This is a genomic window from Bradyrhizobium ganzhouense (genome assembly GCF_049949285.1).
GTDB classification, from domain to species: Bacteria; Pseudomonadota; Alphaproteobacteria; order Rhizobiales; family Xanthobacteraceae; genus Bradyrhizobium; species Bradyrhizobium ganzhouense.
Genome location: NZ_CP181318.1, coordinates 1,153,133 through 1,170,000, shown reverse-complemented (window position 1 = coordinate 1,170,000; position 16,868 = coordinate 1,153,133). Strand labels below are relative to the sequence as shown.

Genomic DNA, 16,868 nt, shown 5'->3' with positions numbered 1-16,868 from the left:
GTGCTTTTCACCTTTCCCTCACGGTACTGGTTCACTATCGGTCGCTGAGGAGTACTTAGGCTTGGAGGGTGGTCCCCCCGCGTTCAGACAGGATTTCACGTGTCCCGCCTTACTCGTGGATACATCATCGCATTACTCGTACGGGGCTATCACCCTCTGAGGCCCAGCTTTCCTGACTGGTTCCGATTGTCTTTGATGTATCACTGGCCTGGTCCGCGTTCGCTCGCCACTACTAACGGAGTCTCTGTTGATGTCCTTTCCTCCAGGTACTTAGATGTTTCAGTTCCCTGGGTTTGCTTGAAACCTCCTATGTATTCAGAAGTCTCATACCTTCTCTTGATAACCGGAAATCCAAAACCTCTTCGATCGAAATCTAAAGGCCTGGCTTCTCACATTATCTGATCGAACCCCACACCGATGTCTTTCGACAAAGGTCTTGGAGTTCCGGCTATCGAAGGTGGGTTTCCCCATTCGGAAATCCGCGGATCAAAGCTTCTTCGCAGCTCCCCACGGCTTATCGCAGCGTAGCACGTCCTTCATCGCCTCTCAGCGCCAAGGCATCCACCGAACACCCTTAAGGCACTTGATTGCTCTCATTATCAATGTCCACACACTCGGCAGAATGTTGTCTGCAGAATTACCTTGCGGCACGCGCCCTCGATGAACGCTATCTGCAGCCGGACAATGATTAGAAAGACCAGCTTGCTTCGTAAGATCGTTCCGATAGCGAGGCGGTCAAGCTTCGCTAAAAGGATCATTTACAACTCACTTGTCTTTCGAAGTAACCACGAGGGCTACCTTGAAGGACGCATGAGCGCCGAAATGATCCGGAGATAATGAAGTCTCGCGCAGATATTCTCTGCACGATCCAACTCGGATCGATCTCCTCTTTACGATGTCAGAAATCACGCAAACTGCTGTCTATCCAGACTAGCAGGATGCGAAGTGATGTTTCGCGGACGACGGTTGTGCCGTTGGTGATCAAACCATCTGGTGGAGCCAGACGGGATCGAACCGACGACCTCATGCTTGCAAAGCACGCGCTCTCCCAGCTGAGCTATGGCCCCGTAACCAGAAGACGAAGCGCCTCTCAAGTCCGGCGTCGCCCTTCGGGCTATGCCGGACACGCTTCGCTTCATTGTCCTGCGTGGCAGCGCCACGCGAAGCCAACGGCGAAGCGTGGTGGGCCTGGGAAGACTTGAACTTCCGACCTCACGCTTATCAAGCGCGCGCTCTAACCAACTGAGCTACAAGCCCCTAACGCATATCCCGTCAAGGACCATGGGATCCTGCGCATGCAGGCCCAGCGCGTGTTCGTCCGCGAAGAAAGAGAAACGTAGACGGCGAAATCCCGCCAATGGAGCTCAACGATCTGGCGATCTGTTGGCCCCTGATGTTTCTAAAACGATCCGATAGTGAGCCGAAGCTCGCTGAAGGATCATCCTTAGAAAGGAGGTGATCCAGCCGCAGGTTCCCCTACGGCTACCTTGTTACGACTTCACCCCAGTCGCTGACCCTACCGTGGCCGGCTGCCTCCATTGCTGGTTAGCGCACCGTCTTCAGGTAAAACCAACTCCCATGGTGTGACGGGCGGTGTGTACAAGGCCCGGGAACGTATTCACCGTGGCGTGCTGATCCACGATTACTAGCGATTCCAACTTCATGGGCTCGAGTTGCAGAGCCCAATCCGAACTGAGACGGCTTTTTGAGATTTGCGAAGGGTCGCCCCTTAGCATCCCATTGTCACCGCCATTGTAGCACGTGTGTAGCCCAGCCCGTAAGGGCCATGAGGACTTGACGTCATCCCCACCTTCCTCGCGGCTTATCACCGGCAGTCTCCTTAGAGTGCTCAACTAAATGGTAGCAACTAAGGACGGGGGTTGCGCTCGTTGCGGGACTTAACCCAACATCTCACGACACGAGCTGACGACAGCCATGCAGCACCTGTGTTCCAGGCTCCGAAGAGAAGGTCACATCTCTGCGACCGGTCCTGGACATGTCAAGGGCTGGTAAGGTTCTGCGCGTTGCGTCGAATTAAACCACATGCTCCACCGCTTGTGCGGGCCCCCGTCAATTCCTTTGAGTTTTAATCTTGCGACCGTACTCCCCAGGCGGAATGCTTAAAGCGTTAGCTGCGCCACTAGTGAGTAAACCCACTAACGGCTGGCATTCATCGTTTACGGCGTGGACTACCAGGGTATCTAATCCTGTTTGCTCCCCACGCTTTCGTGCCTCAGCGTCAGTACCGGGCCAGTGAGCCGCCTTCGCCACTGGTGTTCTTGCGAATATCTACGAATTTCACCTCTACACTCGCAGTTCCACTCACCTCTCCCGGACTCAAGATCTTCAGTATCAAAGGCAGTTCTGGAGTTGAGCTCCAGGATTTCACCCCTGACTTAAAAACCCGCCTACGCACCCTTTACGCCCAGTGATTCCGAGCAACGCTAGCCCCCTTCGTATTACCGCGGCTGCTGGCACGAAGTTAGCCGGGGCTTATTCTTGCGGTACCGTCATTATCTTCCCGCACAAAAGAGCTTTACAACCCTAGGGCCTTCATCACTCACGCGGCATGGCTGGATCAGGGTTGCCCCCATTGTCCAATATTCCCCACTGCTGCCTCCCGTAGGAGTTTGGGCCGTGTCTCAGTCCCAATGTGGCTGATCATCCTCTCAGACCAGCTACTGATCGTCGCCTTGGTAGGCCATTACCCTACCAACTAGCTAATCAGACGCGGGCCGATCTTTCGGCGATAAATCTTTCCCCGTAAGGGCTTATCCGGTATTAGCACAAGTTTCCCTGTGTTGTTCCGAACCAAAAGGTACGTTCCCACGCGTTACTCACCCGTCTGCCGCTGACGTATTGCTACGCCCGCTCGACTTGCATGTGTTAAGCCTGCCGCCAGCGTTCGCTCTGAGCCAGGATCAAACTCTCAAGTTGGACTTGAACTTTGAACCGGCTGATCACAACGTTTGACGAGGTCCCACCATTATCGACCGAAGTCGATGTGCTGCCTGCGATTCACATCGCGGGCAACGATGGTGTTTCCTTTGAAACGTGTACCGCCGAAGTCTTTCGTCCGGTCTCGAACCAAAAAGCCGAAGCTTTCCGGAAGCGAGACCCGCAAGGACTCCGCCGTCCACGTTTCTCTTTCTTCATCTTCACTTGTCAAACAGCCCGGGACCAGGAGGCCCCATCCTTCCAGAGTGGAAGGGTTCCGACACCCTTACCGGCGACGAATGAACTCCAACCGATTTGTGTCGGCTGTTGTGCACTCAACGAGGTGAGGAGCATCAGTGGCGCGTTCGCTCGCCTTGGTCAGTGACCCGGCGGCGCCGCGCTCAGTGGTCGGGTTATAGGCCCCCCCGCCCGGGATTGTCAACGCCCATCGTCAACAAATCGTCGCACAGTGGATTGTCGAAAATAATCCAATTATTCCAGTCAATTAGAAGACCATGGGTTCGACGAAACGAAGCCGCCCGGGAAAAAATCTGAAAAAAAGTTTGGCTCCCGGGGCGGCCGGAAGGGGCTCGGAAGGGGCTCCGGCGAGGCCCGGGCGGGGACTCCGGAAGCGGCTGGCGGCGCCGCTCGGCCTAAGGCCCGCGCGCCCGGCCGTTGAGGAAACTTTTTCCATGTTTGGCGCCGTACTAGAGCCACAATCCCGCGGCGTTCTGGTAAGACACAAGCTTGAATCGCCGGATGCCAGTGGGGGCTGCCTGCGATTTTGATGGGGTCCAGAGAAGGCGATCTGATGATGACGCGGCCTTCTTCGGACATTCGAAAGACATCGAGAGACCTTCACCTGCCCAGCTGTTCGTAATTTCGGCCGGGCCCTCATCGGGGCCTTCTGAGCGCGAGCACCTGTGCGGCACGGCTTTTCCCGCGATCCCCCTGCAAGAGGGCGACCAGGGAGAAGTTTGGTGCGAAGGGTTTCGGGTCGTTGATTGGGGGACTTGGGTTGAACCAGAGGACGTCACGCGGCGCTTACGGGCGTGAGACCGGGATTATCGATCTCGGTCACGAGCCGCCGCTGTCCGTCGACGGTTCCGAAGCCGCCGTCATCGATCGCCGTCGCGTCTCCGTGCAATGGTTCAGCGGCACAATTCTGACCGGACTCTGCGGCGCAGCCCTGATCGGCGGCGCCGTTTTCGCATCTCTCGACGGCGAAATGACCTTCGCCAAGGTGCCGGAGCGGGTCGAAGGCGCGCTGCGCGGTGCATTCGGAGCTGGCGATCGCGCCGCCACGCTGCACAAGAGCGACCGCCTGCCGCCGCCGAACGATTCCACCGCGTCGCGCAACATCGTCCGCGTCTCGACGGTCGCCCGCGTCGGCAACCGCGACGTGATGCGCGTGCGCCCCTTCGTCCGGATCGCCGGCAATCTGTCGATGACGACGAGCGAATTGTCGGCGAAGATTCCGCCGTTCAACGCGCAGCGTATGCTCACCGACGTCGGCTCCGATCCGAAGACCGCGACCGACGATCCGAACAATCCTGAAGCCGTTGAGCCCGATGCCGAGGTCTCCTTCGTCACCAAGGACCTCTCGCCGGTGCTGCCGAAGGCCAAGATTTCCGCCGTGGTGGCGCTCGACGACATCCTGATGCGGGTGCGCGATGCCGCCAATTGGCGCGGCAATGGCGGGGTTCGCTACGCCTCGCTTGCCAACGCCACCGCCGACATCTCCGGCGCGACCGGCGCGTCCGACATGAAGATGGCCTACGCCACCGAAGTGTCGCCGTCCGATCCCTATGCCGGCTTCGAGACCCGCGTGGTGCCGGAAAACGTCACGTTGCTGCCGAAGACCAAAGAGCAGATCACCGGCGGCAATCCCAACGGCGAGCGCGTCCACGTCGTCAAGAAAGGCGACAGCGTCGGTTCGGTGCTGCGCGATCTCGGCGCCACGGCGGACGAAATCAAATCGATCACTGCGACGCTCGGCCCCCGCGGCCGCGACGGCGGCCTGAAGGAAGGCGAAAAGCTTCGCATCCTGATGGCGCCCGCAAGCCCCGGTGCCCGGCTGCAGCCCTATCGCGTCGTCGTCGCCAACGACACCACGGTCGAGGCGATCGCGGCGCTGTCCGATCTCGGCAAATACGTCGCGGTCGACGTTTCCAGCATGAACACCGTCGCGGACGCCACGGCCAACGCCAACAGCGACGACGATGACGATGATGACGGTACCGGCGTGCGGCTCTACCAGAGCATCTACGAGACCGCGATGCGCAACAAAGTGCCGATGCCGGTCATCGACGACATGATCAAGATCTACTCCTACGACGTCGATTTCCAGCGCAAGGTCGCGCCGGGCGACTCGTTCGACGTGTTCTACGCCGGCGAAGACGAGGGCTCGACCGCGGTCGACAAGAGCGAAGTGCTGTTCGCCTCGCTCACGGTTGGCGGCGAAACCAAGAAATATTATCGCTATCAGAGCCCCGACGACGGCGTCGTCGACTACTATGACGAGACCGGCAAGAGCGCGAAGAAGTTCCTGGTCAGGAAGCCCGTCAACAGCGCCATCATGCGCTCCGGCTTCGGCGGCCGCCGCCATCCGATCCTCGGCTATGTGAAGATGCACACCGGCGTCGACTGGGCCACCGCCTACGGCACGCCGATTTTCGCCGCCGGCAACGGCGTGATCGAAAAGGCCCAGCTCGAAGGCGGTTACGGCAAATACGTCCGCATCAAGCACAACAACGGCTACGAGACCGCCTACGGCCACATGTCGGCTTTCGCCAAGGGCATGGAGCCCGGCAAGAAGGTGCGGCAGGGCCAGGTCATCGGCTTCGTCGGCTCGACCGGCCAGTCGACCGGTCCCCACGTCCACTACGAAATCCTGGTCAATGGCCGTTTCGTCGACCCGATGCGCGTCAAGCTGCCGCGTGGCCGTTCGCTGGAAGGGCCGATGCTCACGGGCTTCGAAAAGGAGCGCGACCGTCTCGACGGCATGATGAGCGGCCGCAACGGCGCCATCGCCCGCATGTCGGATGCGACCGGCGGCCCGCTCCAGGTCAGCAACCGCTAAGTTTTCCGGCCTTATCCAAATAAACGCCCCGGAGAGATGATCTCTCCGGGGCGTTTTTTATCTCGCGGCGCAGGCCGGCGATCAGTTCAGCTTGCGCTTTGACGTCGGTGCCTCGAACTGCGCGATCTCGGCAGTCTGCGACGCCTTGCCGTTGAAGGTCAGCACGTTACCTGCCGACGAGATCGCAACATGATCGCCATCCCTGACGTCGCCGCCCAAAATCATCTCGGCGAGCGGGTCCTGGAGGTAGCGCTGCACCACCCGCTTCAACGGGCGGGCGCCATAGGCGGGATCCCAGCCCTTGGCGGCGAGCCAGTCGCGGCCGGCAGCGTCGAGCGTCAGCACGATCTTGCGATCGGTCAGCAGCTTCTGCAGCCGCGCGAACTGGATCTCGACGATCCGGCCCATCTCGCTCCGCTGCAAACGGTGGAACAGGATGATCTCGTCGACGCGGTTCAGGAACTCGGGGCGGAAGTGCGCGCGCACCGTCCCCATCACCTGCTCACGCACGGCAGACGTGTCTTCGCCCTCGGGTTGATTCACCAAATACTCCGAACCGAGGTTCGAGGTCATGATGATCAGCGTGTTGCGGAAATCGACGGTACGTCCCTGACCATCGGTCAGCCGGCCGTCATCGAGCACTTGCAACAGGACGTTGAAAACATCCGGATGCGCTTTCTCGATCTCGTCGAACAGCACGACCTGGTAAGGCCGGCGTCGCACCGCCTCAGTGAGCGCGCCGCCCTCGTCATAACCGACATAGCCCGGAGGCGCGCCGATCAGCCGCGAGACCGAATGCTTCTCCATGTATTCGGACATGTCGAGGCGGACCATCGCGGTCTCGTCGTTGAAGAGGTACTCGGCGAGCGCCTTGGTCAGCTCGGTCTTGCCGACGCCGGTGGGGCCCAAGAACATGAACGATCCGGTCGGCCGGTGCGGGTCCTGCAGGCCCGCGCGCGAGCGTCGCACGGCGGTCGCGACCGCACGCACGGCCTCGGCCTGGCCGACGACGCGCTGTCCGAGCTGCTCCTCCATCTTCAGGAGCTTCTCCTTCTCGCCTTCCAGCATCTTGTCGACGGGCACGCCGGTCCAGCGCGAGACCACCTGCGCGATGTGGTTGGCGGTAACGGCCTCCTCCATCATCTCGCCGGAGTTTTCGCGCGCCTCGATGTCAGCCAGCTGCTTCTCAAGCTGCGGGATCCGGCCATAGGCCAGCTCGCCGGCCTTCTGGAATTCGCCACGCCGCTGCGCGTCAGCCAGATCGACGCGCAGGGCGTCGAGCTCGGATTTCAACTTTTGAGCGTTGGAGAGCTTGTTCTTTTCAGCACTCCAGCGCGAAGTCAGCGCCGCAGACTTCTCCTCGAGCTCGGCCAGCTCCTTCTGGAGCGTCTCGAGACGGGACTTGGAGCCGAGGTCGCTTTCCTTCTTGAGAGCCTCCTGCTCGATCTTGAGCCGGATAATCTCGCGGTCGAGCGAATCCAGCTCTTCCGGCTTGGAATCGACCTGCATCTTCAGCCGCGCGGCGGCCTCGTCCATGAGGTCGATCGCCTTGTCCGGCAGGAAGCGGTCGGTGATGTAGCGGTTGGACAGCGTCGTCGCCGCCACGAGCGCGGAATCGGTGATCCGCACGCCGTGGTGCTGCTCGTACTTGTCCTTGAGGCCGCGCAGGATGGAGATCGTGTCCTCGACCGAGGGCTCGCTGACGAAGATCGGCTGGAAGCGCCGCGCCAGCGCCGCATCCTTCTCGACATGCTTGCGGTACTCGTCGAGCGTGGTCGCGCCGATGCAGTGCAGCTCGCCGCGCGCAAGCGCGGGCTTGAGCAGGTTGGAGGCGTCCATCGCGCCATCGCCCTTGCCCGCGCCGATCAGCGTATGCATCTCGTCGATGAACAGGATGAAATTGCCGTCGCTCGCGGTGACTTCCTGGAGCACGGCCTTCAGCCGCTCCTCGAACTCACCGCGGTATTTTGCACCCGCAATCAGTGCGCCGAGATCGAGCGACAGCAGCTTCTTGTCCTGCAGGCTCTCGGGCACATCGCCATTGACGATGCGCAGCGCGAGGCCTTCCGCGATGGCAGTCTTGCCAACGCCGGGCTCGCCGATCAGGACGGGATTGTTCTTGGTCCGGCGCGACAGCACCTGGATGGTGCGGCGGATCTCCTCGTCGCGGCCGATGACCGGGTCGAGCTTGCCGTCGCGCGCAGCCTGAGTCAGGTCGCGGGCATATTTCTTCAGCGCGTCATAGGCGTTTTCGGCCGTCGCGGAATCCGCGGTGCGGCCCTTGCGCAGCGCCTCGATCGCCGCGTTGAGATTTTGCGGGGTGACGCCGCCCTTGGCGAGGATCGCGCCGGCCTCGCTGGTCTTCTCCAGCGTGAGCCCAAGCAAGAGCCGCTCGACGGTGACGAAACTGTCGCCGGCCTTCTCGCCGGCCTTTTCGGCCGCGTCGAAAGTGCGGGCGAGCTCGGGCGCCAGATAGATCTGGCCGGCACCGCCACCGGAAACTTTCGGCACCTTGTTGAGGGCGTCCTCAGTCGCCTTCAGAATTGCGCGGGAATTGCCGCCGGCGCGGTCAATCAGGCCGGAAGCCAGCCCTTCATTGTCGTCCAGCAGCACCTTCAGGACGTGCAGGGTCGAAAACTGCTGATGCCCCTCGCGCACCGCAAGCGACTGCGCGGACTGGACGAAGCCCCTGGAGCGTTCGGTATATTTGTCGATGTTCATGGTCTTTTCTTTCCCTCGGCCTGCCCCTGGAGCCCTCTAAGGCACCCCAAACGGCATCTTCATTGGGTTTCCGCTTGATGCGTTGACGTTCCTCAACCATCAGCGGTCGTTATCAGCCGACGCTGGCGCCGGCCTGACCCAGATGTGGGAAGCGTGTTCTCGGATCGGAAGAGGCGAGTTCACAATTTCGTGCGCTGGTCGGCCGGCTTGGCGGGCGCAGGTCGAATCCCCTAGATAGGCCTATGACAACCAGCCAAACCGCCGAAATCACCGGCCTCTACCGCTACCCGATCAAGGGCCTGACGCCCGAAGCCCTGCCCCGGGTCCCGTTGCGAACCGGCCAGACCCTCCCCGCCGACCGCCGCTACGCCATCGAGAACGGCCCGAGCGGGTTCGACCCGGAGGTTCCGGAGTGGAAGCCGAAAATCCAGTTTCTGATGCTGGCCCGCAATGAGCGGCTGGCGTCCCTCGACAGCCGGTTCGAGGATGCAACCAACAGCCTCACCATCCGCAAAGACGGCCAGATCGTCGCCAGCGGCGATCTCGAGACCGCGGCAGGCCGCGCCGCCATCGAGGGCTACTTCACGGAGAATTTCCAGCCGGAGCTGAAGGGCCCGCCAAAAGTGCTGTCAGGCCGGGGCCACAGCTTCTCCGACGTCGCCCGCAAGGTCGTCTCCATCATCAATCTCAACAGCGTCCGCGCCATCGAGACCATGCTCGGCGGGACCGCCGTCAATCCCCTGCGCTTCCGCGGCAATCTTTACGTGACGGGCTGGCCGGCCTGGTCCGAGCTCGACCTGGTCGGAGAGACGCTTGCGATAGGGCAGGCCCGGCTGAAAGTGGTCAAGCGCATCGTCCGCTGCCCGGCCGTCAACGTCGATCCCGAGACCGCCGTCCGCGATCTCGAGATACCAGCGACGCTGTCGCGCAACCTCGGCCATATGGACTGCGGCATCTATGCCGAGGTGGTGGCCGACGGCGAGATCGGCGTGGGGGATGCGGTCGCGGTGGAAGCGCCGAAGCTGGTGTGACGGGGCGCGGCCTCAACACATTCCGTCATTGCGAGGAGCGAAGCGACGAAGCAATCCAGACGATTTCCGCGGAGGGATTCTGGATTGCTTCGCTTCGCTCGCAATGACGGACGTTAGTTCGGCATCACATACGCATAGATCCGGCCGCGCGAGATCGGCGCCTCGCGGACGCGGTTGCCGTTGTTGCCGGAGATCATGATCGGATTCCCCTGCGCGTCGATGCCGGTGATGATGCCGACATGGCCGCCGCCGCGCCGCCCCATCACCGCGATGGCACCGACCTGCGGACCGGAGACGCGCGTGCCGTAGCGCGCAAATGAGCTCGCCATATCGGAGCCGGTGCCCTGATGGCCGGTGTGCTGCAGCACCATGTTCATGAAGCGCGCACACCACAGGCTGCCGCGCCCGGTCGGGTTGCCGCCGAGATAGCGGCGCGCCTCGGAGACGAGGCCCGATCCACCGCCAAAGCTGCTGCTTGCAGCCATGCCGATATTGGCCGTGCCGCCGGTGTTGGCGCTGGGATCATAGCTAGCCTGCGTGTTGGCGAATCCACTCGCCTGCAACTGCACCGCGCTGCGCTCGAAGCGCGAGCCGCTGGCATGGTGGCGATAATGATGATGTCTGGCGTGATGCACGTAAGCGTGCCGCTCTGCGCTATGACGATGATGCGGCCGCGCTGAGGCCGGAGAGACGAACGCGGCAACCGCCGCGAAGAAGATCGCCAGCGCGACAACACAACGCGACAGGCGAGACGCAAACAACTCGAACATTCTTCATCCTTCGTTGACACCCCCACTTCCAATCGGCCCGTGCGGTGGCCGACATCCGTCTGGCCGTTAAGCCGCCGGATGTGGCGAGAAAAAGACACCAAGGGCGGCGAATAGCTGCGATGATTTTGCGTCAATGCTGGTGTGAAGCTGCCTCATTGCGGACAACAGCATTAACTGCGATCCTGAAGTCACGGCTTGAAGAGAGGGAAAGAGTTAATGCCCCACGCCACGACCAGGGACGATGTCCGCATCTATTTCGAAGAAGCGGGTCAGGGAACGCCGATACTTTTTCTGCATGAGTTCGCGGCCGACTACACCAATTGGGAGCCGCAGATGCGTTACTTCTCGCGCGGCCATCGCTGCATCACCTATTCCGCGCGCGGCTACACGCTATCTGATGTGCCGGCGGGCGAGGTCTACAGCTACGAACATTTCTACACCGACGCGCTCGCGGTGCTCGATCATCTCAAGGTCGAGCGCGCGCATCTCGTCGGCCTGTCGATGGGCGCCTATTCATCGCTCCAGGTCGGATTAAATGCGCCGCATCGCGCACTGTCGATGACGCTCGCCGGCGTCGGCTCGGGCTCGGAGCTCGAGACCCTCGACAATTGGCGCAAGCAATGCCGTGCCAATGCCGAGCAATTCGAGACGCTGGGCTCCGCAGAAGTCGCAAAAGTCACGCGCGAGGCGCCAAGCCGGATTCCATTCCTGGTGAAGGATCCGCGCGGTCATGCCGATTTCTACGCTGCACTGGCGCGGCACGATTCCAAGGGTTCGGCCAACACGATGCGCGGCTTCCAGGGCGGCCGTCCCTCGATCTACACGCTGACGAATGCGATCAAGAAGGTAGCAACGCCCGCACTGATCATCTGCGGCGACGAGGATGATCCGTGCATCGGGGCGAGCCTGTTCCTGAAGAAGCATCTTCCGGCAGCGGGGCTTGCGATGTTTCCGAAATCAGGCCACGTGCTCAATCTCGAAGAGCCCGCACTGTTCAATGAGAGCGTGGAGCGGTTTGTGACGCTGGTGGAAGCCGGCCGGTGGCCGGTGCGCGATGCGAGGTCGCTGGCGGCGCATTAGGAGGTCGCGTAGCCCGGATGGAGCGAGGCGCAATCCGGGATTCCTAAACGCGGCGCAACCTGCCCCGGATTGCGCCTCGCTCCATCCGGGCTACGGGCAGCGAACTACTTCCCCTGCCCGCGGCTCAGCAGAAACACGCCCTGCTCGCCGAACAGATTCCACACCCACCAGGGCAGCCGCAGCCGCAACGGGCGGCCGTAGAGGTCGAGCGCCTCGGCGCGTTCCATCTTGACGTGGATTTCGTCGCAGAGCTCGACGAAGTCCTTGATGGTGCAGAAATGGATGTTGGCGGTGTCATACCAGCTGGCCGGCAGATTCTCCGTGCGCGGCATGTGACCGCCGACCAGGAGCTGCAGGCGCATCCGCCAGAAGCCGAAATTGGGGAACGACACGATGGCGCGGCGGCCGATGCGCAGGAGATTCTCCAACACCACCTTGGGCTGCCGCGTCGCCTGCAGCGTCTGCGACAGGATCACGTAGTCGAAGGCGTCGTCGGGATAGTTGACGAGGTCGGTGTCGGCGTCGCCCTGCACCACCGCGAGGCCCTTTGCCACGCAGCGGTTGACGCCCTCGCGCGACAGCTCGATGCCGCGGCCGTCGATACCGCGGGTCTCGAGCAACTGAAGCAGATCGCCGTCGCCGCAACCGACGTCGAGCACTTTCGAGCCCGGCTTGACCATCTCGGCGACCAGCAGATGGTCGGCGCGAAATGGGCCGGACTGCTCCGCAGTGAGGCCATTGAGCGGCAGCACTTCCTGTACAGACATCGCTAGCCGTCCTCGTCAGTCATTCTTGGTCAGTCATTCTTGCCGGTGAGCCCGCGCGCCTTGCCTGCCGAATGCAGAAAGGCGCGGGAGATGTCGAAGAATTCGGGCACGTCGAGCAGGAAGGCATCGTGGCCGCGGTCGGTCTCGATCTCGGCGAACGACACCCGCGCGCTCGACGCGTTCAGCGCGTGCACCAGCGCACGCGATTCCGAGGTCGGGAACAGCCAGTCGCTGGTGAAGGAGACGACGCAGAAGCGCGTCTCGATTCCGGCGAACGCCTTCGCCAGCACACCGCCATGGTCGCCGGCAATGTCGAAATAGTCCATCGCGCGTGTGAGATAGAGATAGGCATTGGCGTCGAAGCGTTCGACAAAGGACGAGCCCTGGTAGCGCAGATAGGACTCGACCTGGAAGTCGGCGTCGAACGAGAAGGTCGGCAACTCGCGATCCTGCATGCGGCGGCCAAACTTGCGATGCAGCGCGGCGTCCGAGAGATAGGTGATGTGCGCGGCCATGCGCGCGACTGCGAGGCCGCGATGCGGATGGATGCCCTGATCCGCGTAAGCGCCATTGTGCCAGTCGGGATCGGCCATCACGGCCTGGCGGCCGAGCTCGTGGAAGGCGATGTTCTGCGCCGAGTGCCGCGTCGAACAGGCGATCGCCAGCGCGGAGTACACGCGCTTCGGATAGGCCGCGGTCCATTGCAGCACCTGCATGCCGCCCATCGAGCCGCCGACGACGGCGAACAGCGTGTCGATGCCGAGCCGGTCGATCAGCATCGCCTGCGCGCGCACCATGTCGGGGATGGTGATGACGGGGAAATCCAGGCCCCACACCTTGCCGGTCGCGGGATTGATCGAAGCCGGCCCGGTCGAGCCCATGCAGCCGCCGATCACGTTGGAGCAGATGATGAAGTAGCGGCTGGGATCGAGCGGGCGACCCGGACCGACCAGCGTCTCCCACCAGCCGGACTTGCCGGTGACGGGATGCACATTGGCGACGTGCTGATCGCCGGTCAGCGCATGGCAGATCAGCACGGCGTTGGAGCGATCGGCGTTGAGCTCGCCATAGGTCTTGTAGGCGATCTGGAACGGGGTGAGATCGATGCCGCAATCGAGCCGCAGCGGCTGGTCGGCGCCGAACTGCGCGACTTCAGAACTCGGATGATCGACCTCATGCGACCGATCGTCGGCACTGATCGCGGGACTGGGGACAGACTTGACGCCAACCATCTCTGACCATCGACCTCGTTTGCGATCAAACGTGAGATCGCGATGAAATCAGGCCATGAAAAACCCGGCCTGAACGATAGGTTCGGCCGGGATCGAAAACGTCCCCGGCCTGTTTAGCGAGTTTTTTAACGTGGCTGCAAGCCGGCCGGCTCAAATGACCACGGAACAGGCAAAAACCTACTGGCTTGGGCGCTTTTCGTCAAGTCGCGGTCCGGATGAGCCAAATTCAGCCCTGATAAGTCGACCAAAAAGGCTGTCATTTCTCTTTGCTTTCGCCGCTCCGACTGCCTAATCAGGGCACCGACCGCAGCCTCACAACAGCAACCGTCAGATATGTCCCAACGTCCGCCCGCGCCACCATCGCTCCAGGAATTGCGCAAGGAGATCGACGCGATCGACGAGGGCATTCATCGCCTGTTGATGCAGCGCGGCGACATCATCGACCGCCTGATCCAAGTGAAGCAGACCCAGGAGGTCGGCTCGGCGTTCCGCCCGGCGCGCGAAGCCTCCATGATGCGTGACATCGTGCAGCGCCATCGCGGCATCCTGCCGCTCGACACGGTCGAGAGCATCTGGCGCGTCATCATCTCGACCTTCACCTATGTCCAGGCGCCGTTCTCAGTGCATGCCGACATCTCGGTGAGCGAGCCGGCGATGCGCGATTCCGTGCGCTTCCATTTCGGCTTCACGGTTCCTTACGTCGCGCATTTCAGCGCGCAGGCCGCGGTCGAAGCGGTGGCGATGTCCAAGGGCGATCTGGCGCTGGTCTCGGCGACCTCGAGCCGCACGCCGTGGTGGCTGGAGCTGGAAGCGGACGGCGCGCCGAAGATCATCGCGCGGATGCCCTTCGTCGAGCGTGCCGACCATCCGGCCGCACTACCGGTGTTCGCGATCTCGCGCGTCGCCGACAGCGCCGTGGTGACGGAGGTCGAGACCTTCAGCGTGCGCGTGTCGGGGTGGAATGCCGAGGTGGCGCGCGCCCTGTCGCCGCTCGCCGAGATCGTGGCGGTGCCAGATACCGCCTTCGACGGCGCGGCGCTGCTGGTCTCGGTCACATCAGCCACCAGCATCGACAAGATCAGGGCTGCCCTGATCGAAGCGGGGGCCTCGGTGCGCTCCACGGCCCTCGTCGGCAGCCACGCAACGCGCTATACGGTGCGCCCGACCGGGTCGAAATCGTAAATCGCGAACTGACCTAGCCTATCCGGAGTTGAAGATGTCCCGCCCCGTGCCGAATCCCGGCATTCTCGATATTGCGCCCTACACGCCCGGCAAGACCCCGGTGCCGGAGCCGGGCCGCAAGGTGTTCAAGCTCTCGGCCAACGAGACGCCGTTCGGACCCTCGCCCAAGGCGATCGAGGCCTTCAAGCGCGTCGCGGACCATTTGGAAGACTATCCGGAAGGAACCTCGCGCGTGTTGCGCGAGGCGATCGGCCGCTCGTTCGGGCTCGATCCGAACCGCATCATCTGCGGCGCAGGTTCGGACGAAATCCTCAACCTGCTCGCCCACACCTATCTCAGCCATGGCGACGAGGCGATCTCGACCACGCACGGCTTCCTGGTCTACCCGATCGCGACCATGGCGGTCGGCGCCAGGAACGTGGTCGCGGCTGAGAAGAACCTGACCTGCGATGTCGACGCGATCCTGAAAGCCGTGACGCCGCGCACAAAACTGGTCTGGCTCGCCAACCCCAACAACCCGACTGGCACCTATATCCCGTTCGACGAGGTCAAGCGCCTTCGCGCCGGCCTGCCCTCGCACGTGTTGCTGGTGCTGGACGCCGCCTATTGCGACTATGTCTCGCGCAACGATTACGAGATGGGGATCGAGCTCGTCGCCACCACCGAGAATACGGTGGTGACGCACACCTTCTCCAAGATCCACGGCCTCGCGGCACTGCGCATCGGCTGGATGTTCGGCCCCGAGCACATCATCGACGCCGTCAACCGCATCCGCGGTCCGTTCAACGTGTCGACACCGGCGATGTACGCTGCGGTCGCCGCGATCGAGGACACTGCGCACCAGGCGATGTCGAAGCAATTCACCGAGACCTGGCGCAACTGGCTGACCGAGGAGATCACCAAGCTCGGGCTGAAGGTGACGCCGGGCGTCGCCAATTTCGTGCTGATCCACTTCCCGCAAGACGGCAAGACCTCGGACGCGGCCGATGCCTATCTCACCAAGCGCGGCCTCGTGCTGCGCGCGCTGAAGAATTACGGCCTGCACCATGCGCTGCGCATGACCATCGGCACCGAGGAGGCCAACCGCCTCGTCGTCGAGGCGCTGCGCGACTTCATGGCCGGCAAATGAGCGTGGACCCGCACTTCCAGCGCGTCGCGCTGATCGGCTTCGGTCTGATCGGCGGCTCGATCGCGCGCGCTGCGAAGCTTCAGGGCTTGGCTGGCGAGATCGTCACCACCGCGCGCTCGGAAAAGACGCGCGCGCGAGTGCTCGAGCTCGGCATCGTCGACCAGGTCGTGGCGACCAATGCCGAAGCAGTGAAGGATGCCGATCTCGTCATCCTCTGCATTCCCGTCGGCGCCTGCGGGCCGGTGGCACAGGAGATTGCGCCGCATCTCAAGCCCGGCGCTGTTATTTCCGACGTCGGCTCGGTCAAGGGCGCTGTCGTCAAGGACATGGCTCCGCATCTGCCGAAGACTATCCATTTCGTGCCGGCGCACCCCGTCGCGGGCACCGAGCATTCAGGACCGGATTCCGGTTTCGCCGAGCTCTTCATCAACCGCTGGTGCATTTTGACGCCGCCGGAAGGCACCGACGCCGCGGCCACCGCGCACTTGCGCGCCTTCTGGGCGGCGATGGGCGCCAAGGTCGAGGTGATGACGCCGGATCATCATGATCTCGTGCTCGCGATCACCAGCCACCTGCCGCATCTGATCGCCTACACCATCGTCGGCACCGCCGACGAGCTGCAGCAGGTGACGGAGTCCGAAGTCATCAAGTTCTCGGCCGGCGGTTTCCGCGACTTCACCCGCATCGCGGCCTCCGATCCGACGATGTGGCGCGACGTCTTCCTCGCCAACAAGGACGCGGTTCTGGAGATGCTCGGTACCTTCACCGAGGATCTCGCAAAGCTCACCCGTGCGATCCGTCGTGGCGACGGCGAAGCGCTGTTCGATCACTTCACCCGCACCCGCGCCATCCGCCGCGGCATCGTCGAGATCGGCCAGGATTCGGCGGCTGCAGACTTCGGCCGGCCGCATGCGCAGCTCGGCGAGAAGCCGTAGCA

The 16,868-nt window shown here is 62.5% G+C and carries 10 protein-coding genes, 2 tRNA genes, 2 rRNA genes and 1 riboswitch (1 of these 15 cut by a window edge); of the genes, 6 read left to right on the top strand and 8 right to left on the bottom strand.

Features of this window, described 5'->3' with window-relative positions:
* From ACLFLU_RS05450 to ACLFLU_RS05435, 4 genes are all read right to left on the bottom strand, one after another.
* A 23S ribosomal RNA gene (locus ACLFLU_RS05450) occupies nt 1–589 on the bottom strand (it extends 2,284 nt beyond the left edge of the window).
* Between the two features lie 402 nt (nt 590–991).
* A tRNA-Ala gene (locus ACLFLU_RS05445) sits at nt 992–1,067 on the bottom strand.
* A 113-nt stretch (nt 1,068–1,180) separates the two neighbouring features.
* Nucleotides 1,181–1,257, bottom strand: a tRNA-Ile gene (locus ACLFLU_RS05440).
* A 191-nt stretch (nt 1,258–1,448) separates the two neighbouring features.
* A 16S ribosomal RNA gene (locus ACLFLU_RS05435) occupies nt 1,449–2,937 on the bottom strand.
* The 16S and 23S rRNA genes sit together here with 2 tRNA genes alongside, the layout of an rRNA operon.
* A gap of 1,018 nt (nt 2,938–3,955) precedes the next feature.
* On the opposite strand from ACLFLU_RS05435, the gene ACLFLU_RS05430 reads away from it, so the two are divergent.
* Complete coding sequence (locus ACLFLU_RS05430; protein ID WP_426411303.1) at nt 3,956–6,019, top strand: peptidoglycan DD-metalloendopeptidase family protein; 2,064 nt, start codon at nt 3,956–3,958, stop codon at nt 6,017–6,019.
* A gap of 81 nt (nt 6,020–6,100) precedes the next feature.
* Here the strand turns inward: ACLFLU_RS05430 and clpB are convergent, their stop codons facing one another.
* Nucleotides 6,101–8,740, bottom strand: a complete 2,640-nt coding sequence (gene clpB, locus ACLFLU_RS05425; protein ID WP_426411302.1) for an ATP-dependent chaperone ClpB — start codon at nt 8,738–8,740, stop codon at nt 6,101–6,103.
* A 242-nt stretch (nt 8,741–8,982) separates the two neighbouring features.
* On the opposite strand from clpB, the gene ACLFLU_RS05420 reads away from it, so the two are divergent.
* On the top strand, nt 8,983–9,771 hold the full coding sequence (locus ACLFLU_RS05420; protein ID WP_426411301.1) for an MOSC domain-containing protein: 789 nt from the start codon (nt 8,983–8,985) through the stop codon (nt 9,769–9,771).
* 113 nt (nt 9,772–9,884) lie between these two features.
* On the opposite strand, the gene ACLFLU_RS05415 is transcribed toward ACLFLU_RS05420, so the two are convergent.
* On the bottom strand, nt 9,885–10,541 hold the full coding sequence (locus tag ACLFLU_RS05415) for a TIGR02594 family protein (RefSeq protein WP_426411300.1): 657 nt from the start codon (nt 10,539–10,541) through the stop codon (nt 9,885–9,887).
* Nucleotides 10,542–10,757: 216 nt separating this feature from the next.
* On the opposite strand from ACLFLU_RS05415, the gene ACLFLU_RS05410 reads away from it, so the two are divergent.
* Nucleotides 10,758–11,621, top strand: a complete 864-nt coding sequence (locus ACLFLU_RS05410) for an alpha/beta fold hydrolase (protein WP_426411299.1) — start codon at nt 10,758–10,760, stop codon at nt 11,619–11,621.
* 104 nt (nt 11,622–11,725) lie between these two features.
* On the opposite strand, the gene metW is transcribed toward ACLFLU_RS05410, so the two are convergent.
* Complete coding sequence (gene metW, locus ACLFLU_RS05405; protein ID WP_426411298.1) at nt 11,726–12,388, bottom strand: methionine biosynthesis protein MetW; 663 nt, start codon at nt 12,386–12,388, stop codon at nt 11,726–11,728.
* A gap of 29 nt (nt 12,389–12,417) precedes the next feature.
* Nucleotides 12,418–13,620 (bottom strand): homoserine O-acetyltransferase MetX, encoded by a 1,203-nt coding sequence (gene metX / locus ACLFLU_RS05400; protein WP_426411297.1) that lies wholly within the window; start codon nt 13,618–13,620, stop codon nt 12,418–12,420.
* 92 nt (nt 13,621–13,712) lie between these two features.
* A riboswitch (SAM riboswitch) is annotated at nt 13,713–13,792 on the bottom strand.
* 161 nt (nt 13,793–13,953) lie between these two features.
* On the opposite strand from metX, the gene ACLFLU_RS05395 reads away from it, so the two are divergent.
* Genes ACLFLU_RS05395 through ACLFLU_RS05385 form a run of 3 tightly spaced genes read left to right on the top strand, consistent with a single transcriptional unit; the run spans nt 13,954 to nt 16,866 of the window.
* The gene (locus ACLFLU_RS05395; protein ID WP_426411296.1) at nt 13,954–14,802 is read left to right on the top strand and encodes a chorismate mutase; all 849 of its coding nucleotides are present in this window, start codon (nt 13,954–13,956) and stop codon (nt 14,800–14,802) included.
* A 34-nt stretch (nt 14,803–14,836) separates the two neighbouring features.
* Complete coding sequence (gene hisC, locus ACLFLU_RS05390) at nt 14,837–15,931, top strand: histidinol-phosphate transaminase (protein WP_426411295.1); 1,095 nt, start codon at nt 14,837–14,839, stop codon at nt 15,929–15,931.
* Nucleotides 15,928–16,866, top strand: coding sequence for a prephenate/arogenate dehydrogenase family protein (locus ACLFLU_RS05385; protein WP_426411294.1), 939 nt, complete (start codon nt 15,928–15,930; stop codon nt 16,864–16,866). The genes hisC and ACLFLU_RS05385 overlap by 4 nt, the downstream gene beginning before the upstream one ends.
* Nucleotides 16,867–16,868 lie beyond the last annotated feature (2 nt).